General features: G+C 38.3%; 23 protein-coding genes. 22 read left to right on the top strand and 1 reads right to left on the bottom strand.

What is annotated here, in order from left to right; all coding sequences use genetic code 11:
• Nucleotides 1-9: 9 nt before the first annotated feature.
• From rpe to BZG42_RS08895, 22 genes are all read left to right on the top strand, one after another.
• Nucleotides 10-669: a ribulose-phosphate 3-epimerase gene (rpe, locus tag BZG42_RS08995; protein ID WP_155996127.1), complete on the top strand. Its 660-nt coding sequence runs from the start codon at nucleotides 10-12 to the stop codon at nucleotides 667-669.
• On the top strand, nucleotides 662-1,294 hold the full coding sequence (locus BZG42_RS08990) for a thiamine diphosphokinase (protein ID WP_024532039.1): 633 nt from the start codon (nucleotides 662-664) through the stop codon (nucleotides 1,292-1,294). Before rpe ends, BZG42_RS08990 begins: the two co-directional genes overlap by 8 nt.
• Nucleotides 1,295-2,533 carry a DNA recombination protein RmuC gene (locus tag BZG42_RS08985; protein WP_024532038.1) on the top strand — a complete coding sequence of 413 codons (1,239 nt, stop codon included), beginning with the start codon at nucleotides 1,295-1,297 and terminating at the stop codon, nucleotides 2,531-2,533.
• Nucleotides 2,523-3,464, top strand: a complete 942-nt coding sequence (locus BZG42_RS08980) for a 3'-5' exoribonuclease YhaM family protein (protein WP_024532037.1) — start codon at nucleotides 2,523-2,525, stop codon at nucleotides 3,462-3,464. The genes BZG42_RS08985 and BZG42_RS08980 overlap by 11 nt, the downstream gene beginning before the upstream one ends.
• Nucleotides 3,465-3,558: 94 nt before the next feature.
• Entirely contained in the window at nucleotides 3,559-4,428 is an 870-nt protein-coding gene (locus BZG42_RS08975; RefSeq protein ID WP_155996124.1) for an aminoglycoside phosphotransferase family protein, read from the top strand.
• Nucleotides 4,429-4,527: 99 nt separating this feature from the next.
• Nucleotides 4,528-5,346, top strand: coding sequence for a pur operon repressor (gene purR, locus BZG42_RS08970; RefSeq protein ID WP_155996121.1), 819 nt, complete (start codon nucleotides 4,528-4,530; stop codon nucleotides 5,344-5,346).
• 230 nt (nucleotides 5,347-5,576) lie between these two features.
• A complete protein-coding gene (locus BZG42_RS08965) occupies nucleotides 5,577-6,446 on the top strand; it encodes a helix-turn-helix domain-containing protein (RefSeq protein ID WP_155996118.1) in 870 nt (289 codons plus the stop codon).
• A 418-nt stretch (nucleotides 6,447-6,864) separates the two neighbouring features.
• Nucleotides 6,865-9,084 carry a peptidase domain-containing ABC transporter gene (locus tag BZG42_RS08960; protein WP_120172307.1) on the top strand — a complete coding sequence of 740 codons (2,220 nt, stop codon included), beginning with the start codon at nucleotides 6,865-6,867 and terminating at the stop codon, nucleotides 9,082-9,084.
• On the top strand, nucleotides 9,077-9,544 hold the full coding sequence (locus BZG42_RS08955; RefSeq protein WP_155996115.1) for an AraC family transcriptional regulator: 468 nt from the start codon (nucleotides 9,077-9,079) through the stop codon (nucleotides 9,542-9,544). The genes BZG42_RS08960 and BZG42_RS08955 overlap by 8 nt, the downstream gene beginning before the upstream one ends.
• Nucleotides 9,541-10,953, top strand: a complete 1,413-nt coding sequence (locus tag BZG42_RS08950; protein ID WP_120172304.1) for an HlyD family efflux transporter periplasmic adaptor subunit — start codon at nucleotides 9,541-9,543, stop codon at nucleotides 10,951-10,953. Before BZG42_RS08955 ends, BZG42_RS08950 begins: the two co-directional genes overlap by 4 nt.
• A gap of 143 nt (nucleotides 10,954-11,096) precedes the next feature.
• Nucleotides 11,097-11,480: a hypothetical protein gene (locus tag BZG42_RS08945; protein WP_024533109.1), complete on the top strand. Its 384-nt coding sequence runs from the start codon at nucleotides 11,097-11,099 to the stop codon at nucleotides 11,478-11,480.
• A 165-nt stretch (nucleotides 11,481-11,645) separates the two neighbouring features.
• Complete coding sequence (locus BZG42_RS08940; protein WP_142379100.1) at nucleotides 11,646-12,236, top strand: hypothetical protein; 591 nt, start codon at nucleotides 11,646-11,648, stop codon at nucleotides 12,234-12,236.
• 146 nt (nucleotides 12,237-12,382) lie between these two features.
• On the top strand, nucleotides 12,383-12,571 hold the full coding sequence (locus BZG42_RS08935; RefSeq protein ID WP_024533107.1) for a transposase: 189 nt from the start codon (nucleotides 12,383-12,385) through the stop codon (nucleotides 12,569-12,571).
• 14 nt (nucleotides 12,572-12,585) lie between these two features.
• Nucleotides 12,586-12,960: a transposase gene (locus tag BZG42_RS08930; protein ID WP_155996112.1), complete on the top strand. Its 375-nt coding sequence runs from the start codon at nucleotides 12,586-12,588 to the stop codon at nucleotides 12,958-12,960.
• A gap of 195 nt (nucleotides 12,961-13,155) precedes the next feature.
• Nucleotides 13,156-13,437: a hypothetical protein gene (locus tag BZG42_RS08925; RefSeq protein ID WP_120172302.1), complete on the top strand. Its 282-nt coding sequence runs from the start codon at nucleotides 13,156-13,158 to the stop codon at nucleotides 13,435-13,437.
• A 989-nt stretch (nucleotides 13,438-14,426) separates the two neighbouring features.
• Nucleotides 14,427-14,738: a hypothetical protein gene (locus tag BZG42_RS08920; protein WP_227985553.1), complete on the top strand. Its 312-nt coding sequence runs from the start codon at nucleotides 14,427-14,429 to the stop codon at nucleotides 14,736-14,738.
• 836 nt (nucleotides 14,739-15,574) lie between these two features.
• Nucleotides 15,575-15,928, top strand: coding sequence for an argininosuccinate lyase (locus BZG42_RS08915; RefSeq protein WP_155996106.1), 354 nt, complete (start codon nucleotides 15,575-15,577; stop codon nucleotides 15,926-15,928).
• An 854-nt stretch (nucleotides 15,929-16,782) separates the two neighbouring features.
• Complete coding sequence (locus tag BZG42_RS08910; RefSeq protein ID WP_155969697.1) at nucleotides 16,783-16,929, top strand: hypothetical protein; 147 nt, start codon at nucleotides 16,783-16,785, stop codon at nucleotides 16,927-16,929.
• Between the two features lie 803 nt (nucleotides 16,930-17,732).
• A complete protein-coding gene (locus tag BZG42_RS08905) occupies nucleotides 17,733-18,374 on the top strand; it encodes a hypothetical protein (RefSeq protein WP_155971667.1) in 642 nt (213 codons plus the stop codon).
• A gap of 112 nt (nucleotides 18,375-18,486) precedes the next feature.
• Nucleotides 18,487-18,675, top strand: coding sequence for an argininosuccinate lyase (locus tag BZG42_RS08900; protein WP_156009036.1), 189 nt, complete (start codon nucleotides 18,487-18,489; stop codon nucleotides 18,673-18,675).
• Between the two features lie 6 nt (nucleotides 18,676-18,681).
• Nucleotides 18,682-18,810, top strand: a complete 129-nt coding sequence (locus BZG42_RS10215) for a hypothetical protein (RefSeq protein WP_265574956.1) — start codon at nucleotides 18,682-18,684, stop codon at nucleotides 18,808-18,810.
• A gap of 6 nt (nucleotides 18,811-18,816) precedes the next feature.
• Nucleotides 18,817-19,896 carry a hypothetical protein gene (locus BZG42_RS08895; protein ID WP_156009035.1) on the top strand — a complete coding sequence of 360 codons (1,080 nt, stop codon included), beginning with the start codon at nucleotides 18,817-18,819 and terminating at the stop codon, nucleotides 19,894-19,896.
• A 446-nt stretch (nucleotides 19,897-20,342) separates the two neighbouring features.
• Here the strand turns inward: BZG42_RS08895 and BZG42_RS08880 are convergent, their stop codons facing one another.
• On the bottom strand, nucleotides 20,343-24,737 hold the full coding sequence (locus tag BZG42_RS08880) for a Cna B-type domain-containing protein (RefSeq protein WP_201443298.1): 4,395 nt from the start codon (nucleotides 24,735-24,737) through the stop codon (nucleotides 20,343-20,345).
• Between the last annotated feature and the right edge of the window lie 34 nt (nucleotides 24,738-24,771).

The following is a 24,771-nucleotide window of genomic DNA, read 5'->3' as shown; positions in this document are numbered from 1 at the left end:
TTGGTCCCTATGCCACATTATAAGATTGCACCGTCCATCTTGGCGGCAGATTATGCGAATTTTGAAAGCGAGCTCAAACGTTTAGAAAAAACGGGTGTTGAATATGTCCATATTGATGTTATGGATGGTCATTTTGTGCCAAATATCAGTTTTGGTGCAGATGTAGTGGCAGCTATGCGTCCTCACAGTAAGCTGGTTTTTGATTGCCATCTGATGGTGTCCAACCCGGAATATCATATTGAAACATTTGCGCGTGCAGGGGCAGATATTTTGACGATTCATGCGGAAGCGACGGTGCATTTGCATGGGACCTTGCAAAAGATCCGTGCGGCCGGTATGAAAGTTGGTGTGGTGATCAATCCTGGTACGCCGCTTGTGACAATCGAGCCGGTACTGAATTTAGTTGATCAGGTTCTTCTAATGACAGTCAATCCAGGCTTTGGGGGGCAGGCCTACATTCCAGAAGTAGCAGGGAAAATTGCAAACTTGGTCGAATTGCGTGAGATGAAGAGACTGGACTTTGATATAGAGGTAGATGGAGGGATTGATGATAAGACCATTCATTCAGCCAAAAACGCGGGCGCTAACGTCTTTGTGGCAGGTTCCTATCTCTTCAGAGGAGATTTAGATGCCAATGTTGCCAAATTGAGAGCAGCCCTCTATGACTAAGATTGCGCTGATAGCAGGTGGTCCGTTTGACTACTTTCCTGAGCCTGCTGATCTCTATGTGGGGGTAGACGCAGGCTCTCTTCGTCTGTTAGAACTCGCTCTTCCGCTAGACTGGGCCATTGGAGACTTTGATTCGGTCAGTTCGCTGGATTTGGTGCGTATTATGGAAATGGCAGAGCTGGTTACTCAGGCACCAGCAGAGAAAAATGATACAGACTTGGAGTTGGCATTGAAAGAGATTTTCGCTGCCTATCCAGAGGCTCAGGTCAGGATTTACGGTGCCTTTGGTGGACGTGTGGATCATATGATGAGCAATCTTTTCTTAGCTAGTGAGCCAGATTTAGCGATTCACATGGAGAAAATTGAACTGGTCGATAGACAGAATACTATTCGTTTTCGTCCGGCAGGCGTGCACAAGGTTTCTCCTATCAAAGGTATGACTTACATTTCCTTCATGCCCTCGGATAACAGTCGTTTGACGATTCGTCATGCCAAGTATCCGCTTGAGGGAAGCAATTATTTTTATAAAAAATGCTATAGCTCTAACGAATTTATAGATAGAGATATAGAAATCGAACTGGATAAGGGCTACGTGGTCCTTATTTATAGCAAGGATAAGGAGTAAATGGATATTTTACAACTCATTTTGCTGATACTGGTCTTGGCCTGTTTGGTTTTTCTTTACGGGAAATGGCAGAGCTTAGCCCTGCTCTTACAAGATCAAACAGAAGATGCAGCAGACAACTTGTCTGATCAGCTCAGCTATCAGTTAGAAAACTCAACTCTCAAGCAGCAACAAGTTATTCATCAGGAAGTAGAAAAGGTACGTAAGGAGCTTTACCAGCAGTTGACTGAGATTCGCCAAGAACTGATCAAGAATCATTTGGAAAGTCGTGATGCCACGGATCACCGTTTGCAGGCTATTCAGGACTCTAATGAAAAACGTCTGGAAGAAATGCGCCAGACGGTAGAGGAAAAGTTGGAGAAGACCTTGCAAACTCGCTTGCAAGCTTCTTTTGAAACAGTTTCTAAACAGCTGGAGTCTGTTAATCGCGGTTTGGGAGAAATGCAAACAGTGGCGCGTGATGTAGGGAGTCTGCACAAGGTTCTTTCTGGAAGTAAGACCCGTGGAATTATGGGGGAGTTGCAGTTGGGACAGATTATTGAGGATATTTTGACTCCTAGCCAGTATGAGCGTGAATGTGTGACTGTTTCAGGCTCTAATGAGCGAGTAGAATATGCTGTTAAACTACCGGGGAGAACGGATGGCGACTATATCTATTTGCCGATTGACTCCAAGTTCCCATTGGCTGATTATTACCGTTTGGAAGAAGCCTACGAAAGTGGCGATAAGGATCAGGTTGATCTTCACCGGAAAAATCTTTTGGCAGCCATTAAGCGTTTTGCCAAGGATATTCAAAGCAAGTATCTTAACCCTCCTGAAACGACTAATTTTGGTGTCCTCTTTTTGCCAACAGAAGGCCTCTATTCAGAAGTTGTTCGCAATCCTATTTTCTTTGATGAACTCCGTCGTCAGGAAAGTATTGTAGTGGCAGGACCATCAACTCTATCGGCTCTGCTCAATTCCCTTTCTGTCGGTTTCAAGACTCTCAATATCCAACGTTCTGCCGATGATATTAGTAAGGTCTTGGGAAATGTCAAGCTGGAATTCGGCAAGTTTAGCACTCTCTTAGTTAAGGCTCAGAAGCAGCTCAACCAAGCCAGCAGCAATATTGATAAACTTTTAACAACTCGAACCAACGCCATTGAACGCAGTCTTCGTACGATTGACTTATATGAAGACGACCAGACTAAGGGCCTACTTGGTTTGTCACCATTAGATGAGGAAGACGATGAAAATTAACCAAATGAAAAAAGATGAATTCTTTGAAGGATTTTATCTCATAAAAACAGCGGAAGTCCGTCAAACGCGGGCTGGAAAAGATTATTTAGCTCTTACCTTTCAGGATGATACGGGAGAAATTGAAGGCAAGGTTTGGGATGCACAGCCTGGGAAGATTAAGGACTTTACGGCTGGAACAGTAGTTCATATGCAAGGCCGCCGAGAAGTTTATAATAATACGCCTCAAGTCAATCAATTAGTGCTTCGCTTGCCAAGGGTAGGGGAGCCAAACGATCCTGCCGATTTTAAGGAAAAACCTCCTGTTGATGTCAAGGAAACAAAGGACTATCTGAATCAGATGATTTTTCGTATCGAAAATGCCATCTGGCAACGGATTGTCCGAGCTCTTTACAGCAAGTATGATAAGGAATTTTATTCATATCCAGCAGCTAAAACCAACCATCATGCCTTCTATTCAGGTCTAGCTTTTCATACTGCAACCATGGTGCGCTTGGCAGAGAAAATTGGTGATATTTATCCCCAGCTCAATAAAAGTCTGCTTTTTGCTGGTATCATGCTCCATGATTTGGCTAAGGTTATTGAATTGACTGGTCCGGATAATACAAGTTACACTGTTCGTGGTAATCTCATTGGGCATATTTCCTTAATTGATGAAGAAATCACCAAGGTCTTGATCGAGCTGGGGATTGATGATAGTCTGGAAGAAGTAATTGTGTTGCGTCATGTTATTCTCAGTCATCACGGTCTATTGGAGTACGGTAGCCCTGTTCGTCCACAAATTATGGAGGCGGAAATCCTTCATATGATTGATAATATTGATGCAGAAATGATGATGATGCTATCTGCTTTAGACAAAGTAGGACCGGGTGAGGTAACCAACCGCATCTTTGCCATGGATAATCGGACCTTTTATAAGCCTAATATTGACTAATAGTCTGTGGACAGGCATTGTCGTTTGCTTCTTTTAAGACAGTTGTATCTGTACCTTGGCGCTTTGTCTCATCTGTATTTTCAGGGAGGTTTTCATGCCACAAAGCAGGATTGTTTCATCTCAACCTATCACAAAAGGCTGGTCTACGGATAAAAAGTACAAGGTCCAACTGCAGGATGGACGCTTTGGCCTTTTGCGAATAGCGGAGCGGTCAAGTTATGAACGCAAACGAGCGGAATTTTCTCTTGCGAAGAACTTGTCAGAGCGAGATTTGCCAGTAGCTAGACCTGAAGCCTTTTGGCTGGATGAGCAGTTTTTTTATAGCTTGTTTGAATGGCTAGAAGGGGAAGATATGGCAGTCCTTCCATCGAATCTATCTGATCGGCAGCTCTATGCGTTGGGGTGTCAGGCTGGACAGTTTCTACGGAAGCTTCATTCTTTACCGATTGATCAAAGCCAGCGTGCTTGGAATAGCTTCTATCAGGCTAAGATTGACAGTAAACTTGCTGCCTATCAAGCTGCAAGACATTCCTATGAGAATGATCAGGTCATGCTGGAATTTGTGCGTACTCATCGTCACTTACTTGAGAGTCGCCCTATTGCCTACCATCATGGTGATTTTCACATGGGGAATTTCTTGCTTGGTTTAGATGGTCAACTCAAGGTGTTGGATTTTGACCGGCACGACATTGGAGATCCGTGGGAAGAGTTTAATCGCTTAGTCTTTACAGCTGCTTTATCTCCTACCTTTGCAAGTGGGCAGATTTATGCTTATTTTAACGGATGCATTCCGACAGAATTTTGGTCTTTATTACCGCTTTATCTTACCGTCAATAGCCTAGGTGCTTTGGCCTGGGCAGAGAAAGTCGCTCCCGAACAAGTTTTGCTTATGAAGAGACAGGCGAATCAAATCTTGGACTGGTATGAAGAGTTTTCCCTTCTTATCCCTAAATGGTATAGGTGATTAACAGAAAAAATACGAAAAAAGTAGAGCCTTTAAATAAAAAGGTTCGCTTTTTATTTTTTTGTGATATAATAGAAAAAAGTGAAAGAGGATAATTTTATGAAATTAAGAAGAAGTGAGCGAATGGTTGTCATTTCCAATTACCTCATCAACCACCCTTATGAATTGACTAGTCTAAATACTTTTGCTGAGAAGTATAAATCAGCTAAATCTTCAATTTCAGAAGATATTGCAATCATTAAGAAGGCATTTGAAGAAAGCTCTATAGGAGAGATTGAGACTATCACAGGAGCTAGTTGTGGTGTTGTATTCACACCATCAATCTCTAAGACGGAATCCATTGAAATTGCTCAAGCCCTTCGCGAGCGAATTGCTGAGAGTAATCGTATTTTACCAGGAGGCTATATTTATTCGTCTGACCTTCTGTCAACACCGTATATTTTGAGAAATGTTGGCCGTATTATTGCAGATGCTTTCAAAGATGAGAAGATTGATGCTGTTATGACTGTTGCGACCAAGGGAGTTCCGCTGGCTAATGCAGTTGCTAACGTTCTCAACGTGCCCTTTGTTATTGTACGTCGTGATTTGAAAATCACCGAAGGTTCGACAGTTTCTGTCAATTATGTGTCGGGATCTAGCGATCGGATTGAGAAGATGTTTTTGTCCAAACGGAGTTTGAAGGCAGGTAGTCGAGTCCTTATCGTTGATGACTTTTTGAAAAATGGTGGTACGATTAACGGTATGATCAGCCTCTTATCAGAGTTTGATTCTACCTTGGTCGGTGTGGCAGTCTTTGCAGAAAATCAAAAAGGTGACCGCAGTGTAGCTAACTACAAATCTTTGCTAGCGGTGACTGATATCAATGTCAAAGAAAACCGAGTTGATGTTGAGCTAGGGAATATCTTTGATGAAAAATAGGATTTTATGCCTGAGATAAAAGTTGAATATAAAAAACAAAAAGCGAACAGAAGGGAATTTGGTTTGATAAACTTTCCCACTTTGTTCGCTTTCTTTAGTTATGCAATGATATATTATTTTCTAATGACATAGAAATCAAATTGGAGATTTTTTTCCTAAAATCTTTTAACATTTGAATGATTAAGACGAACTTGTTATAATGTGTACATAGTAAAATTCGGAGAAAAAATATGAAGTCACTATTAGCAACAAGATTGAAATTAAGAAGAAAAGAATTAGGCTGGTCCCAAAAAGAATTGGCAGAAGGTCTTTGTGATCAAGGACAGATCAGTCGCATGGAGAAGGGAGCTTATATGCCTGGTTCTGACTTGCTCTATTTTCTCGCTAAAAAAATGCAGGTGCATATGGAGTATTTTTTTGATGAGAATGAGCGAGAAATCGTATCTGATTTAAAACAGTTTCGAAAAATAACCAAGGATTACTTGAAGAAAAAAGATTTTGAAACCATTGCTTTCCTCTATGAAAAGGAAAAGATGAACAGTTCTCGTCTAACATTTCCGGATCAAATCTATATGGAATGGTTAGAAGCGATTCTCGTAGAAGAGCGAGAAGGTAAGTATGAAGAATCTCTTGAAAAGTATAAGAAACTTCTGAAACGGGTCGGAGTAAATTGGAAAGGTTATCTGTACCTGTACGATAGTTTGCTAGCAATCTTGATAAGGATTAACAAGCATCAAGAAGTCGAACGTTTATATGCTGAAATAATGGATAAAATAGACAGTGATAGACTGGAAACTTCAGAAGATATGACCTACTATTTCAGTATAAAAAGCAATTACAGTCGCTATCTCTGGTTGACGAATCAGATCGAAAAAGGGATTGAGGTAGCGGCAGACTGTTTGGAAGAGGCCAAGGAACTTTATCCAATTGATTTATTTGCTGCTTTTTATCGCGATTTGGGCAATGTAACAGAAGAGTTTGCGGATAAGGATATTGTAAAAAGATATTATGAAATGTCACAAATACTCTACTCAACGGCTGGCATCAGCAAGTTAGCGTTGAAGGTAGAAAAGCACTTAAAAGAAAATTATTTGGAATGACTTATCGTAAAATGAGTTTGCGAAATGTAACTTCCTGAAAGTTTGTTAACGTTGGGAATTTCATGAATCAACTCTCAGAAACGTTATTATTTGACGTTTCTGGGAGTTTTTTTGTTTTTAACTGTAAAGAAAAAGATTGAAGTTCCTATCCAAAATGAACTTTTTCTTTAGTCTATAACTTGATGTAAGGCAACTTTCATAGTTTACACAATGTCAAAAAATATATATAAACAAAAAATGACTATAATCTTGACAAAGCATAATCAGAATAGTATAATTTATATGGGCGAAAGGGCTTTCAAGATGGAAGAAAAGATTAGTAGTATCCGTATCTCGCTTGCCTCATATTTTTATATTTTCTAGGATAGGCAGTGATACTATTCGTACTCATATAAAATAAGTAAGATGGAGTTTGTTTATGTTCAAAAAATATGTCTGTACGCATCAGCACGATCAATCGGACTGTGCGGCAGCAGTAGTTTCTACGGTATTATTGACCTACAAAAAAGAGATGTCCATCATGAAAATCCGCGAAATAATTGGGACAGATATGTATGGTACGACTGTTCATGGGATAGTATCGGGATTGGAAAAGCTAAACTTTACGGTTAAGGCTATCCGAGTATCACTTGATGATTTGACAGATGGTGTGAGTTTTCCGGCTATTTTACAAGTTAGAAATAAGCAGGGACAAAATCATTTTGTTGTCTTACATAAGATAAAAAAGAATGGTTCCTATTTAATTGCGGATCCAGCCAAGGGACTTGAACAATGGTCTTTAGAAGATTTGGATTCTATTTATCAAGGGATTGCTATCTTTATGGTGCCAAATAGCCATTTTGAGAGAGGAAGTGTAAAAGGTAAGGGCTTATTTGATTTATTTTCTGCCCTGATACTAGCTCAAAAAGGTTTGGTTGGTACAGTGATTCTTGCCTCTTTTTTGTTAAGTATCATCGGTATTTTATCCAGTCTCTTTTCCAAGGTTATTATGGATGAGATTATTCCCTTCGGTTTAAAGAATAGCCTCTATCTATTCTTACTTGTTTTTGGAGTGGTTTCTCTGCTACAAAGCCTCTTGTCCGCTTTTAGGCAACATATCTTGCTCTTCTTGTCTCGGAAAATAGATATTCCGGTTCTTATGGGTTATTACGACCATATTATCCATCTCCCCTATAGTTTTTTTGGAAGCCGAAGAGTTGGAGATGTTTTAACACGGTTTCAGGATGCCATGACCATCAAAAATGTCTTTACATCGGTCTCTATCTCACTTGTAATGGACATTAGCCTATCAGCCATCAGTGCTCTCGTCTTATGGAATCTAAATTCTTCTCTGTTTCTTATCTTGGTAGTTATGGTAGTAGTCAATGTTATCTTGATTTACTGTTTTAAAAAGCCCTACAAAAAAATCAATAAGGAGCAGATGGAAGCTAACTCAATGCTTAATTCCCAGTTGATAGAGTCTATACGAAATATTGATACTATTAAGGCTCAATATGACGAGAGACAACGCTTGGATAAACTAGAAGAGAACTTTGTTCATACACTAGAGATTGGCTACAAAGAGGGAGTATTGCAGAATGTTCAATCTACCATTTCCTCTATAGCAGGAACTCTTGGAAGCTTAATTTTCATGGGAATAGGTGCCTTATTTATCATTGATAATAAAATGACTATAGGCGATCTGTTGGTGTTTCAGACACTGAGTCAGTACTTTACAGAACCTGTTCAGAATTTGGTTCGATTGCAGCTAACCTTCCAAGAAGTTCAGGTAGCCGTTAGTCGTCTTCAGGAGTTGATGGAAGTAGAGCGTGAGGACAGTCAGCTAGACTATAGCATCCATGATTTTTCCTTGTTAGAAGATATTTCTTTCCGAGATGTTACTTTTTCCTATGGTTCTAGACCACCTATTATTAGAAATTTTAGTTTGGTAATCAAACAAGGTGAGAAGATTGCCTTTGTTGGCGAGAGCGGAGCTGGAAAGAGTACGCTTGTCAGATTACTGCTTCGCTTTATCCAACCCAATCAAGGTCAGATAAAGTTTGGCAATCATGACTTGAGTGATTTGGACTATGGGGAGCTGCGGCAAAAAATTGCCTACATTCCTCAAAATGTAGAGTTGTTTTCAGGTACCATCATTGATAATCTGAAAATCGGTAATCCAGATGCTAGCTATGAGGACATGATACGGGTGTGTCGGATTGTTGGTATTCATGATACTATCCAAAAACTGCAAAATCGGTATGGTTCTTTCGTTGAGGAAGGTGGACAGAACTTCTCTGGAGGAGAAAAACAGCGTTTGGCCATTGCACGGGCTCTTCTTAGCAAGGCAGAATTATATATTTTTGATGAAGCTACCTCAAACTTGGATTCCTTTAGTGAGCGGATAATTCAAAATTTGATATTTGATAAAATTATCGACAAGACAACCATCATTGTCGCCCATCGCCTGTCAACTATTTTGCGTTGCGATACAATCTGCTTTTTAGAAAATGGAAACATTGTGGAATATGGTACCCATGATGAGCTAATGAAGCTAGGCGGTCGCTATGCCAAAATGGTTCAATTGCAGACGATTGATTCCTACAGACACGAAAGTAAACGAATTGCTACTCAGTCGGTGGAGGTTAGTTATGAGTAAGTTAGAAGTCTTAGAAAACAAGAAATTAGTCTTGAAAAAAGTAATCTGTAAACAGTTAAAGAGTCTTCAAGTTGAAAAGTTGGAGCAGGAGATTGATAAGTTCTATCAACACTTAAAGTTACTAAATGTTCAGATGTTTGGGCCTCTCATTGTGAAAAATAGTGGAACCATGATTCACGAAGATGGAACGATTACTGTCAATTATGATTTGTATGTTCAAGCCCATGATTTTCGTCAGTATGATACGTTTTATACTGTCTATGAAGAAGTTATCTGCCCGCATTGTGTCTATGTCCGCTTTGAAGATCGTCCAGAGTATCTGCAATTTGCTTATTCTAAGCTAGATTTGCACTTTTATGAAAATGATCTTGAAACAGATGGAACTTCCTATACCGTATATGTTAATACAACTGGGGAGATGATGACAGTTGATATTTTTAGACCGATTGTGAGCCTATGAAATTATACAATAAATCAGAATTACGTTATTCCAGAATCTTCTTTGATAAACGTCCTCCAGCCTATGCTTTCATCCTTATTTTCAGTACCTTGATTGTTTTGTTGCTTTCCTTTGTCGTGGCTGCTTACCTTCCTAAACATTATATTGTCAAGGCTACAGGTAGCTCAGTGATAAGAGGGACGGAGTATATAACAGCTGTCAGTAATGGTAAGATTGTCACCTTACATAAGAATGAAGGAGACAGTGTGAAGGCTGGTGAGGTTATACTCTCCTTGTCCAGCGGACAAGAGGGACTTCAAACTGAGTCATTAAAAAAACAGTTAGAAAAGCTGAAATCTAAGGAAGCTATTTTCCAGAAGTATGAGCAGTCTTTGAATGGGAAAGCTAACTATATGGTGAACTCAGGTGAAGAGCAAGAGTACTATGGGAAAGTTGAGTACTATTTGTCGCAACTCAAATCAGAAAACTATAATGATGGAACTCAATACGCTAAGTTGCAGGATGAATATGCCAAACTGAATAGACTTACCGATGAGAAGAGCCAACTTGATACAGAGTTGAGTAGCTTGCAGCTAGAGTTAACGAATCTGGAAGCAGAATTGGCAGGTCTATCGGAACAGCCTTCTTCGGAAGTGGTTGTAACGAATCCGACTGATGCGGAAACGAGTTCTTCATCCACGGAAACGCCGATCAATACCACCCAGATAGAGAAGTTGAAAACACGCATTTCAGAAGTTAAAACGAAGATCGAAACAACAAAATCATCTATTCAAGGAAAAGTAACGGAGATTGATAGTTTACGGTCCAACATAAAGGATATGGAGCGTTCGTATCATAATCCGACTTCTCAAGCCTATACGACCTATGCCCAATTGATTAGCGAGTTGGGAACAGCTCGAGCAGCTAATAACAAGAGCATAACAGAATTGGAAGCAAATCTTGGAGTTACTACGGGACAGGATAAGGGGTATACCGTATTGGCTCCTAGTGGCGGAACCTTGCACTATGTGACACCGTTTAAGCAGGGGATGTCCGTTCAGCAACACCAAACCATTGCCGAGATTGCTGGAGATAATAAGGAAGCTTACATAGAAGCTTTTGTTCTGGCAACGGATATTTCCAGAGTTTTCAAAGGTGCTAAGGTAGATGTAGCTATTACAGGTGTCAATAGTCAGAAATATGGAACCCTGAAAGGCACAGTTCGACAGATAGATTCAGGGACTGTTACTAGAGAAACAAAGAATGGCAATATCAGTCTTTATAAGGTCGTTATCGAGCTAGAAAGTTTGACCTTGAAGAAAGGAAAAGAAGTCATTGTATTGCAAAAAGATATGCCAGTAGAGGCGCGTATTGTCTACAATCAAGAGACCTATCTTGATTGGATATTGGAACTATTGAGTTTCAAATAATAAAGGTTTTAGTACTCTCTGCAAGACAAATCCAACTAGAGTGGAGAAAGGTTGCTCTGTTGTTGAGCTGGAGAATGATAAACAGTTGTCTATACCTTGTTAGAAAATCATTTCTAACCACGTAAAAATAAAGGAGAAAACTCATGGAACTTGTATTACCAAATAACTATGTCGCTCTTGAAGAAGAGGAAATGATGTACCTTGATGGGGGATTTTATATCTCGTACGGGACATTGAAGGCGTTCGCTATCTCTGCAGGAATTAACCCGTTGGGAAGTTTTTTAATTGGACTTGGCTTGTATAAAGTTGGTGCTCTAATAACTGCCAAAGCAGCTATATTTGGCATGAAAATTGGTAGTATAGGAGGTCCAGTTGTAGCGGGGATTTCTGGATTAGTATCATCCGTAATAGGTGGAGGAGCTGCTTTTACAATTGCTAGAGCTTTGATTGAGAGGAAGGGGATAGGCGTGGACTTAGCCTACACTCGAAATGGAATTCCTTACTGGGTGGATATTAATATTAGGTAAAAAGGGGAGCATTTAATGTTATCAGGTAGAAACAATTGGCTTAGAATCATTATAGTATGTTCAATTCTTTTGTCAGATAAAGTTCCTTTCTTGTTTTTGCTGATTCAGTTTGGGATCCTTTCTTTGTTTATTTTTGAGTCCTTATTTGTACTGGAACAAATGTTTATGTGCAAGGCATTGATAAAATCAGACAAGGTGGGAATGATTTTTATGATTGTTGAGCTGGTCTATTGGTTAGTGATGGTAGGTACCGTACACACTGGCTATGATGTTCGACTTCTTGTACTGGGTGGAGTGTTTTTGTCTGATTTACTTTGTAGTAAAAATAGGAGTCATTATTTAAACAGAGAGAAATATGAGTTTGGAAAATTATCGTATTCTAAACATAAGAAGATGTCCTATATCGTATTTAGCTATCTGTCTGTAATAGTGGTTAATGTGCTGTCTGTCATTTTGATTCAGACAGGGCTGCATTTTATCATCCTGTCTGGTTTTATTACAGGAATGTTTCTCCTATTTGATAACTGGACCAAAAAATCCATTCTAGATTCCTTGCGAGATGAGTTACAATTTCTTATTCGTACATTATATTGTCTGTTATTTTATGTACCTGTCGTTCATAATTTGTTAGTCGCTAGTTGTTCCGTTTTAAAATATGGTGTTCTATATCTATATGTCTATTTATTTTCTATGCTCTATCACAGCTTCTCTCTGGTTTCATATATGGAATTATCAACTTGTGATAAAGAGGATTGACTGGATGTATTTCTAGTTAGATTTTGTAACCAATTTTGTGAGGAGTCTTCTAGATGTTATAAAAATAATTCTGTATTTGTAGAGAAAAAATAGTGAACAGTATTTAAGTTAGAACCTGTATTCACAAAAAATGTTAAACTAAAACTATGAAACGAAAAGCATATGATACTGATTTAACTGATAAAGAATGGGCTAAGCTAGAACCCTATTGTCAATGGCGCATGCTCCCCCATGATTTTTCTCCATATCCAACTGTGTGGAGCTTCTTTCGTCGTGCCAAGGAAAGTGGGCTTTGGGATACCATTTTGGCAGAGCTTGTTAAAAAAAGCGACTAAAAGCTGGTAGAGCTATCTCTCCAACCTATGCTATCATTGATTCTCAAAGCGTTAAGACAACGGATGCTACAGAGGAACGTGGCATTGATAGCGGAAAAAAAGTCAAAGGGAGAAAGCGCGACATTGTTGTTGATACCATGGGTAATCTTCTCGATGTTGTGGTTCATGCAGCTAATCTTCATGACACCAAATCAGGGATTTTAGTTGCGTGTCAAGTGATGGCACGATTTCCAACAATCAAGGCTTTTTCAGCCGATGCTGGTTACCGGAAAAGTTTTGAAGAAAGGATGGTTGAGGAGTTTCGGTGCCCAGTAGATATTTCTGAAAAAATAAAAGGAAGCTGGCAAATCATCCCAAAACGTTGGGTAGTGGAGCGGACTTTCGCCTGATTGCCCCTATCGAAGGCTAGCCAAGGCTCTTGAAAAATTAGTGTCATCAGAAGTCGCTTTTGTAAAACTATCACAAATTAGTCGGATTTTAAGAGCTTTATAATATTGTAAATACAGGTTCTTAATAGATCCCTAAGATAGACAAGTATCTACACCTTGTTAACGGATCATTCTAACCAATAAAGGAGAAAACTCATGGAACTTGTACTACCAAACAACTATATCGCTCTTGAAGAAGAGGAAATGATGTATCTTAATGGTGAGGGATGGATTGCAGATAGTTTTGCTGCAGGAGGAGCTATTGTTGGGCATGGTGTAAAACACAGTCTAGTTGGCGCAGCAATTCGATTGGCTGGAGGTTGGGTTGCGAACACTATCAATGCTTTAGTAATATCAGCATGGCTTAACCCAGGTGGAGCAATAGCAGTTGTAGCTACAGCTGTATATTTAACAGGCAAACATTATAAATTCTGGTAATGAAATTATTAAGTAATGATGCAGCGTTGATGAATGTTATTCTTCTTACTTTTCTTATCATAACTCTTGTGTTTATTTGGGTAAATAAAAATTGTTTAAATAGATACAGTCGAAAAAAAATAAGAATAAGTAACGATTTGGACATCATTTTCCAACAATTTTGTGAGACAGAAGGATTGGATAAACCTCTAATTGTTTATTCAGATTCCTTCTGGTTTCGTCCATTGACAAACACGATAGGAGTAAAAAATCTAAAAACGAATGCTTTAGTAGATGCACTGGCTTTTTTACATGAACTTTATCATTTTAAAGATAGGAATAGGGTGTTAAAAGTACAAACAGTTGTATCTGTTTATACCTATCTTTTATCAACGCTACTGAAGGTTGTAACCTTATATTCAATATGGTTTGGAACATCTTATCCGGTTTTGAGGTTGTTGGTGACTATTGATATGATTATGCTTCTGGTTTGCTTGATTTTTACACTTATTATCGAATCATACGCGTCCAATGAAGCCATTTCTTTCTTAAAGAATAATAATTATATAGACCAAACAAACCTAGTAGGACGCATCTCCTTTCATGCCCTACTCAGCTATTTTTTTCAGTTTATCATTTACCTTATATTGTCAATGCTTCTGTTCCATATGCTATAAATGAATGCAGTTTCAAACAATAAAGGGTAGAAATAGATTTTTTTGTTAACTATAGTTAAGATAAGAAATAAGGTAAAAATAAAATGTTTACAAAAGAAAAATTTGAAAAGGTTTCTAAGTTAATTTTTGCAATACAACCTATTTCTATCTTGTATTTTTTTATAAGAGTGGAATCGTGGTGGTCTTTTGGACTATTCTCTTGTTTATTTTTATTAGATTTGTTATACGTTATTTATTTTCTTACTTATTCCTTTCGTAAAAGGAGAAGTTAGTTAATAGTGGAGAAGATACTAGTTCCTGAGTGTTGTGATGTATCTTGATGGGGGATGGAATTTGGCTGTTCCTAACTCAGTGGTAGCATTTGGAATTAATGCTGGGATAAATGGAACAATTGCAGCACTTACAGGAGGAGGTGGTGGGTTAGCTGTACTGAAAGGGCTTATTAGTTCTTTAGGTGCAAGAAGAATCACCCAAACTTTTGCCCATCATTTAGGAAGATTTATAGCTATTCAGTTAGCGAATCGAATGGCTGGTACTATAATTGGATTAGTAACGGGATTTGGTGGCTGGAGTATCGGAGATTTTGCAGCTAGATGGTGGGATAGCAGAGATAAAAATAGAAATAATGGATGGTGTGATATTTAATTTTATGGATAATAAAGCTTTTTATATAAAATTTTTCTTTTTAGTTTTTGGTATAGTCTTAGTATTGTTAGGGCAGTATGTATTTCCAAACGTAAAAGATAAAAGTCTGTCAGATTTGTTATCAAACATTTCATTTTTTTTAGGGATAGGTATTTTAGTGTTAATATGGTTTTTGATAAAGAAGTGACTTACATTACTTGTTAGTAACAAATTTCAACATTCGTGCTTAAAATAGTTACCAAACATGATAAAGAATATTAAAATACTAGCTATATAGTTGTATTTTTGTGTTTAATCATAACTAGTATAACTTTGATGGGGGAGAACCAATTTCAATTGCTACGATTATCAAGTTGACAATTGCGGTTGGAGGCGCTTCATATGGTGCAGGTGCAGCATTATGGCAAATGAGACTATTCTATTAGTGTGAAACTTTAAAAAGTGAATGTATCTGAAATGCCCAGTTGTTGAGCAATAGATACATTCACTGTATATTTTTTGAGTCGTATGAAGGGGATAAACATCCCAATAATGGATGGTGTGATATTATATGATTAAGATGGCAAATACACTATTAATTATCCTAGCTCTTGCTGGAGTAATACTTGTATTGCTTAGCATGTATGTCATTCCCTATATTGAAAAATATAGGGGAATGGAATTACATTTTTTTTTAAGTGGAGTGATTGTAATATTGGGATCGTTATTTTTAATAAAAATTTTTTATAAACCTTAGCAAGACTGTCCTATCTAGGCAGCTACGAAGATATAAACTAAGTTGTCACGATCTTGTTAGAAAATCATTTCTAACCACACTAAAATAAAGGAGAAAACTCATGGAACTTGTATTACCAAACAACTATGTCGCTTTTGAAGAAGAGGAAATGATGTATCTTGATGGGGGAGTATATTTTTCCCGAAAAGACTGTCAGCTTATTTGTGCAGCTTTGGCTATGAGTCCAGGAACATTTATAGCATTGGCTGCTACGGCAGTTGTAGCAAAAAAATTAACCAATTTTATTAAGGTTGGAGGCTTGGGAGGTTGGCTAGTTGGAGCGGCAGCAGGTGTTTTGGCGGGCGCTATATCTAGAGTTGCTTATTGTATTGGTTATGGTGCAATAAATAGAGGTTGTGATATTACTGGAAATCCCTATCCATGGGATGGCTTTATATCTGCAACGGTGAGATGAAAAATATGAATAGTATCAAATATTGCCCGACAGTAATCTTGTTTATCATCTTGCTGATACTGAGCCAATCTTCCTCTTTCACCGATGTTCTCTCTGTCATTCTTTCGCTTTTAACACTGATTTATATTTTATTCAATCTGCCGTTATTTAGGATAAAAAATATTTTGATAAGAAGTATGCTCTCGGTCAATTCGATAGTACTAATACTAGTATCTCTAAACATTAACCTGATTGCGATAAACAAGCAGATTATTCTGCTAGGTAGTTGTCTAATTGGTGGTATTCAAATCGTATTGTTTCTAACTCTCAGAGACCATGGTGATTTCTTAAAAGAATATCAACGGGTGGAACAATTCCATTCAAAGCTAGATACCAGTGACTATTTTAAATTGATCAATTATTTGAGCTATACAACAGTATTTTTGCCTCTATTGTTTTATAGGAATGGCTTATCCTATATTATAATTGCATTAGCGTTTTTAAATATTCTTTTTAGGGTTATCAGAGCTAATTTGCTGATCAAGCTATATTTTGCAGATAAACAATTGCTTGGTTACTTAAAGAAATTACTAATCATAGAATTTATGCTAGTGCTTGTTTTGCTGGTTTTATTATTGATTTTCAAAGAGATATGGTGGTTTATCAGTCTCTCACTATTTTCAAATTTCGTGGTTCCCTTTTTACGACAGAAAGAATATGAAAAATCCAATATACCAGTTCCTTCTTAGAAAATAGGAACCTGCCTTGATGAGGGAGATTGGATTAGAGATGCTGCTATCGCTGTAGTTGCTGGAGCTGTCGGAGCTATTGTTGGGCATGGTGTAAAACACAGTCTGGTTGGCGCAGCAATTCGATTGGCTGGAGGTTGGGTTGCGAACACTATCAATGCTTTAGTAATATCAGCATGGCTTAACCCAGGTGGAGCAATAGCAGTTGTTGGCGGTGCGGCAGTTGTAGCTACAGCTGTATATTTAACAGGCAAACATTATAAATTCTGGTAATGAAATTATTAAGTAATGATGCAGCGTTGATGAATGTTATTCTTCTTACTTTTCTTATCATAACTCTTGTGTTTATTTGGGTAAATAAAAATTGTTTAAATAGATACAGTCGAAAAAAAAATAAGAATAAGTAACGATTTGGACATCATTTTCCAACAATTTTGTGAGACAGAAGGATTGGATAAACCTCTAATTGTTTATTCAGATTCCTTCTGGTTTCGTCCATTGACAAACACGATAGGAGTAAAAAATCTAAAAACGAATGCTTTAGTAGATGCACTGGCTTTTTTACATGAACTTTATCATTTTAAAGATAGGAATAGGGTGTTAAAAGTACAAACAGTTGTATCTGTTTATACCTATCTTTTATCAACGCTACTGAAGGTTGTAACCTTATATTCAATATGGTTTGGAACATCTTATCCGGTTTTGAGGTTGTTGGTGACTATTGATATGATTATGCTTCTGGTTTGCTTGATTTTTACACTTATTATCGAATCATACGCGTCCAATGGAGCCATTTCTTTCTTAAAGAATAATAATTATATAGACCAAACAAACCTAGTAGGGCGCATCTCCTTTCATGCCCTACTCAGCTATTTTTTTCAGTTTATTATTTACCTTATATTGTCAATGCTTTTATTTTACATGTTATGAATCAATGAAACTTAGGAAAGCCAATGTTTCGTGAGGAGTGGGAAAGACTTGGAACTGATAAGTTTATTATATGAAGTTATAAATACTCCAAGATGGAGATTGATTTGTAGACTGAGCTTAGAAGCGATGGTAATTAAGGAGTGCCTATGACTATTCTTTTATTTCCGTTTTCCTTATTTCTTTTAATTTTGTTACTAACTGCCGCTCATCAATTGATATATAAAAGGGTTTTAATGTACTCAAAAATTTATTTTGGTGCTGATAGAACTTATTTAGACCTGAAAGAATCCATTAACCCTCTATCCACTATGGAGGAAGGGAAAGAATTTTTATATAGACCTATTTTAAATGAGGTTATCTTCGTAAAGGACCATGAATTTTCTTTCTATGGCACGTTTGCATTCATACATGAGCTATATCACTCACTGGATAGAAAACGAGTACTAATCATTCAATCTATTTCATTTGCCATCTTGTACTTTGTTAGTCCTATGTTGAAAATCTTGGTTCTTTCGAGAGTACTATTAGAAAATATGGATTATTTTTTTACTATGGCTGTACGTATGGATATTCTGTTATTGCTGATTGTTTTGTTCCTAAAAATGTATATCGAAATCCGTGCTTCTAACGCTTCACTTAGGTATATCAAGTCTATCGGCAGTATCAGCCTGGCAGAGTTAAAGAGTTTCCGTTTAATTTATTTTTTGACGCTTAGCACCCAAGTTATCCCAATCATTTCTAGTATGTTAATTACTTTGATTCCGTGGATAACGGTTAAATTCTTGTGAGAATATCTATTTTTGCCATTTAAATAGCGATTCAGATAACACTAACGAATCTGTTGTAAGAGAATGTTACGGAAATCCTTTCTAACCACGTAAAAATAAAGGAGAAAAACTCATGGAACTTGTATTACCAAATAACTATGTCGCTCTTGAAGAAGAGGAAATGATGTATCTTGACGGGGGAAGTCCTCAAAACCTTATTAAAAATATTCAAGGTTTGATTCATAAAACAGGCCTAAGTATGGCCAATCGTATTGCAGCTGGTCTCCCATCTACAATTACTATGGCAAAATGGGGATATTAGACAGCTATGGCTTATTTTCCAGGAGTTATCACCAAGCTATCAGCTCTAACAGGAAATCCAATTATTATTGGTTTGGCTGGCTTGGACGCTGCCGCAGCAGTTCATCATTTATGGCATAATAGGGTCTTTTATTAGAAGTTTATGGAACGTTTTTTTAAATTAATATTATTGATTCAGTATTTCTTTTTTATCTTTTTATTTTATGTCCCGTTAGCAAATTCTATCGGAACTTTTAAGGGAGTATTTCTTGCACTCCTGATTGTGTACACTCTTTACCTCTTATCATTCTTTATACAAATCACTTATATCAAACTGAGTAATATATGCTATATTCGTTATTTTATCCTCTATCCTTTTTCTTATGATGGCCAATGGAAATTTCAACCGTTGAATCTCCTCTACTTTCCAGAAATGATAATGGATGTTCTGTATGTAAACCTTGAGCAGGATTATTATTCAGGGACCACATGGCAAGTCTTAGGAAAAAAGTTAAGGAAAATGCAAATATCAAGAGAAGTAAGTGTGGTTCTTGCTTTTCTAGTAGTATATTATCTCCTACCAAAATCTATCGGACTTGCACCAGTGTCTTACCTTTCTTTGTATGTCTTGTTATTAACCAGTTCATTTTTGGGGAAAGAACAAGGATGGATTGGTAATCGGCTTCTGGATGGGAGTGAAGAATTTGAAGAAATCCTACTGTCAAAATCCTATTTAAAGATACATTCTCCGGAACATTTTTATTCATATTTTGCCAATAAAGGTGACGATACGAGTAATCGGCTTCTTTTAATGGTATTGGAAAATCTGTGTAATTTACATTTATTGAAGAAGGATAGAAAGATACAAGTTGAAGCAATGGCTGATGTTTTAGCTCGGCTTGTTCGGCATCAGTATGAGGAAGGAGTAGGCTATTTTATCCGTTTGAAGTATGTAATTTATAAAATTGGTCTGATGGGAATATGGTTGCAGAACGAGAATTTGATTTATCTATCAAAAACATTTTTAGTAAGTACCATTCAAGAATTGGTATTCGAACAGATTGCAAATGGTATGTCCAGGAAAACAGTATCTAAATTAAGAAGCGATATTTCGGAGTTTATAGATTGTTTGGATTGCCGCATCACTCCTCCGATTGATGGCAGGTTTTTCCAAATGAATAGACCCTATATCTTTTCTATGGATATAGATCAGCAAATTATAAAATTGTATACTGAAAAGTAAAAACAGACTTCTTGTCAACCATAGTTGGACAAGACATGGGGTACAAAAAATGTTTACAAAAGAAAAATTTGAAAAGATTTCCAAGTTTATTTTTACAATACAGCCGCTTTCCATCATCTTTTTAGCTGTAAAAGTTGAGTCGTGGTGGCAATTTGGGTTACTTGCTTGTCTATTTTTACTAGATTTGCTATATGTTCTCTATTTTATATGCTATTTGTTTCGTAAGAGGAAGGATTCATTTTAAGGGAAAGAATTTTTTTCAAAAGGTGACTTCATGAGAAAAACTCTACGTTTCGTGAAAAACTAGAAACGTAGAGCTTTCTGCTTTTTACCTGACCTAGCTTTTCCATTCTTGTGAAGTAAAAAAACAACGGTATCAAAAGCCGTTGTTTCTTATTGTGAGTAAATATATGTTTATCTTTACTCACTCTGTGGGTTTGTCATGCCTATTTCCTCTTTCGGTAAATCGCTCGAGCACTGATAGTCGCGGCAAGTGCTAGTCCGACAAATGTCAGTCCTAGTCCGCTGAGACTTCCTGTTGATGGCAGTGGAGTCGATTTTTTCTTCTTAGGAGGAGTGGTTGGCTTGTAGGTGTTGGTAATGGTGACATTTCCATTTTCAACTTTTCCTACAGATGCTGTGTATCCATCAACCACTGAAACCTCTTTGACCGTATAGACAATATCTTTCTGGTTTGCTTTCTTGTCAAGTCCTGTCCAAGTATGCGTCCACTTGTTATCAGCAGTCAGGGTTACAGGTTCGCCCAACTTTTCACCGTTGGCATAGAGTTGAACTTGGATAGATCCAGGACGTTTACCATCTTGATTATTGTTATCCTTCCAGACCTTGGTAACAGTGAGACTCGTCTGACCAGGTGTGTAACTGTTGGTAATATTGTGCCCGTCAATGGTTGTTGTATAGTTATCAACGGCATTCTCAGTTACAGTGTAGACGATTTCCTTCCCGTTAGCGTACTTCGGTAGGTTAGTAAAGGTATAGGTCCAATTCGTATCGGCAGAGACTTTCTGACTTTGAACGACTTCACCGTTAGCCAAGAGGTTTACGGTGATAGATTTCGGACGTTTACCGTCTTGGTCATTGTTGTCATTCCAAGTCTTAGTGCCTGAAACTTGCGTTGTTTCTGGAGTGTGGGTGTTGGTGATGTTGGTTCCTTCTACAGATGAGGTATACCCGTTTGGTGTGTTCGCCTCTTCCACAGTGTAGGTAATTTTCTTGCCATTTTTGTATTCAGGTAAGTCTGTGAATGTGTAGTTCCAATCACCGTTGGCATCTGGTTTGATGGTTGTTGTAGAAACTACCTGACCATCTGCCAGAAGGTTGACGATAATAGAAGTTGGGCGTAGACCATCTTGGTTGTCCTTATCTTTCCACACCTTGTTTACCTTGACAGAGGTTGTACTTGGTGTGTAACTGTTTGTGATATTGTAGCCATCCACCTTCATCTCATACCCGTCTACTTTTTCTTCTGAAACAGTGTAGACGATTTCCTTCCCGTTAGCGTATTTCGGTAGGTTAGTAAAGGTATAGGTCCAATTCGTATCGGCAGAGACTTTCTGACTTTGAACGACTTCACCGTTAGCCAAGAGGTTTACGGTAATGGATTTTGGACGTTTACCGTCTTGGTCGTTGTTGTCATTCCAGGTCTTAGCACCTGCAACTTGCGTTGTTTCTGGAGTATGGGTATTGGTGATGTTGGTTCCTTCCACCTTCATCTCATACCCGTCTACTTTTTCTTCTGAAACAGTGTAGACGATTTCCTTCCCGTTAGCGTATTTCGGTAGGTTAGTAAAGGTATAGGTCCAATTCGTATCGGCAGAGACTTTCTGACTTTGAACGACCTCACCGTTAGCCAAGAGGTTGACGGTGATAGATTTCGGACGTTTACCGTCTTGGTCATTGTTGTCATTCCAGGTCTTAGCACCTGCAACTTGCGTTGTTTCTGGAGTATGGGTGTTGGTGATGGTAAAGTTATTGGTTGATGTTTGAGTTACTTTTGAAGTATAGCCATCAATAGCAGAGACTTCTTTGATGGTGTAGACGATGTCCTTTTTGTTTGCTTTCTTGGCAAGCCCTGTCCAGGTTGCTTTCCAGTTGTTCTCTTCAGAAAGGGTTTGAACCTGTCCAGTGGCAACACCGTCTGCGTAGAGTTCTAGTTTGATTTCCCTGCGCAGTCCGTCTTGGTTGTTGTTGTCTTCCCAAACTTTTGTGGCAGTGACACTTGTTTCTCCCGGTGTGTAGCTGTTAGTGATATTGTAGCCATCATAGGTTGTAGTGTAATCTGCGACTGCTTTTTCACTAATCGTGTAGGTAATGGCAGCTCCATTTTTCTTAGCAGGTAGGTTTGAGAACTTGTAAGCCCAGTTGTCGTCTGCGGTGACGATTTTGCTTGCGACCGGTTGACCGTCTGCCAAGAGGTTTACGGTAATGGATTTCGGACGTTTACCATCTTGGTCGTTGTTATCGTTCCAAGTCTTGGTACCTGCAACTTCTGTTGTTTCTGGAGTATGGGTGTTGGTGATGGTAGTTCCTTCTACCGTTGTTTCGTATCCCTCTACCTTTTCTTCTGAAACGGTGTAAGTGATTTTCTTGCCATTTTTGTATTCAGGCAAGTCTGTGAAGGTGTGGCTCCAATCGCCATCAGCATTTGGTGTGATCGTTTCCGTCTTAACAACTTCACCATCCGCCAAGAGGTTGACGGTAATGGAAGTTGGGCGCAGACCATCTTGGTTGTCCTTATCTTTCCAGACCTTGTTTACCTTGATAGAGGTTGTACTTGGTTTATAGGTATTGGTAATGGTGACATTTCCATTTTCAACAGTTCCTACAGTAGTGGTGTATCCCTCTACTTTTGAGACTTCTTTGACGGTGTAGACGATGTCTTTTTTGTTTGCCTTCTTAGCAAGTCCTGTCCAAGTGTGTGTCCATTTGTTGGCTGCTGTTAGTGTCACGACCTCGCCAGATTTCTGGTCGTTAGCATAGAGTTGAACTTGGATAGCTTCAGGCCGTTTACCGTCTTGATTGTCCTTGTCATCCCAAGTCTTGGTTACTGTGAGGCTGGTTTGACCAGGTGTGTAGCTATTGGTGATATTGTACTTATCGTAGGTTGTAGTGTAGCCTTCAACAGCGTTTTCTGTCACGGTATAGACGATTTCTTTTCCGTTAGCGTATTTCGGTAGGTCGGTGAAGGTATACTTCCAGTCGTTTTCGGCAGTGACTTGTTGGCTCTTGATGACCTTACCATCAGCCAAGAGGTTTACGGTGATAGATTGTGGTCGTTTACCGTCTTGGTCGTTGTTATCGTTCCAGGTCTTGGTACCTGAAACTTGCGTTGTTTCTGGAGTATGGGTATTGGTGATGTTGGTTCCTTCCACCTTCATCTCATACCCGTCTACCTTTTCTTCTGAAACAGTGTAGATGATTTCTTTTCCGTTAGCGTACTTCGGTAGGTCAGTGAAGGTATAAGTCCAATTCGTATCGGCAGAGACTTTCTGACTTTGAACGACCTCACCGTTAGCCAAGAGGTTTACGGTGATAGATTTCGGACGTTTACCATCTTGGTCGTTGTTGTCGTTCCAGGTCTTTTTGCCTTCAATGTCAATGTTTGCTTTTTTGTCTGTGATGGTTATGGCTGAATTATCAGCTATTTTCTCTACAGGAGCTGCAATCACATAGCCTGCTGGCGCTTTGGTTTCTGTAAGAATATACTCATCTCTTAGAAGCTTACCAATAATTATTTTACCCTCCGAGTCGGTTGTAAATGTGCCGATGACTTGGCCGGTTGATTTACGGGTAACGGTAAACTCAGCCCCTGCAAGAGCTTCTCCAGCTTCGTTTACTTTTTTGATGGTGATGCTATAGTTATAGCCAGCAGCTGTGCCAGAAGCGCTTTGATATGTATGAGTGTTATTGGCATAAGTTTTTTTAGTTGCTCCAGTATAGTATTCTGCCAAATTGTTAAGCTGTTCTCCGTTGACGAGAGAATAATCAGCTTTTACCCTATACTTAATTACGTATCCTTTGTCAGCAACTGTTCCAAGTTCAACTCTAAAAGAGGTTTTGTCAGGAGAAACCTCAACTTTATACTTACTAGTAACATCAGTGGCCTTTCCTAACGTCCAGTAATTTTGATGATTTTTATACCACTCTCCCTCTTGGATTTCAAAACTACCTTCCACATACTGCAGACCCGGAGACTTAAGTGTATCAATAATGCTGGCATTGTGTACAGTTGTTTTGGAAGGTTTGATATTGATTAAATACACTATTTCATCGGTTCTAGAACTAACTCCGTATTTCCAAAAATCAACATCGTCTCTATCACCTTCTGTACCAGTGTAGTTAATTTTCCCGCTACCAATCTTGATGGTGGTATTGTCATTTATTTTTATTTCTGCTGAAATGCTTTTTGCGGCTATTACCACTTTCCTATCTACCACAACATTCATCGAGAGATGTCCTACTATGTCACTATGGTTATCAACGTAATCTGTGTAGGTCAATGTTAATTTTTTATTTGCAGTATCAATTTTGGCCTTTGCGACTATGCTACCGCCATTAGTAGCATAGACATCAAATTCTTGATCCCGCTGAAAATTTAATTCGTTTGGCAGAGAAATGGTTGTTGTATCGCCTTTACTTGCTTCGCGAGGTACAATAAAATCAAATGAAAAGTTCGTAGAAAGTCCTCCATTAAGTACTTCTGGAGTCAATTCTGTATTTTCAACTTTGATGTCAACAGATTTTGCCGAGGCTGCTTGGGCAGAAAAAATCCCGCCAAACAACACCAGCAAGATTAGAAGTAGGTTTCTTAACTTAGTCATTGCGACCCTCCTTTTTTAATCAGTAATTGCTTTT

The sequence above is a fragment of the Streptococcus sp. DAT741 genome, from assembly GCF_009866825.1.
GTDB lineage: Bacteria > Bacillota > Bacilli > Lactobacillales > Streptococcaceae > Streptococcus > Streptococcus ruminantium.
The sequence above is the reverse complement of the archived record's forward strand: the minus strand, read 5'-3'. Positions and strand labels throughout refer to the sequence as shown.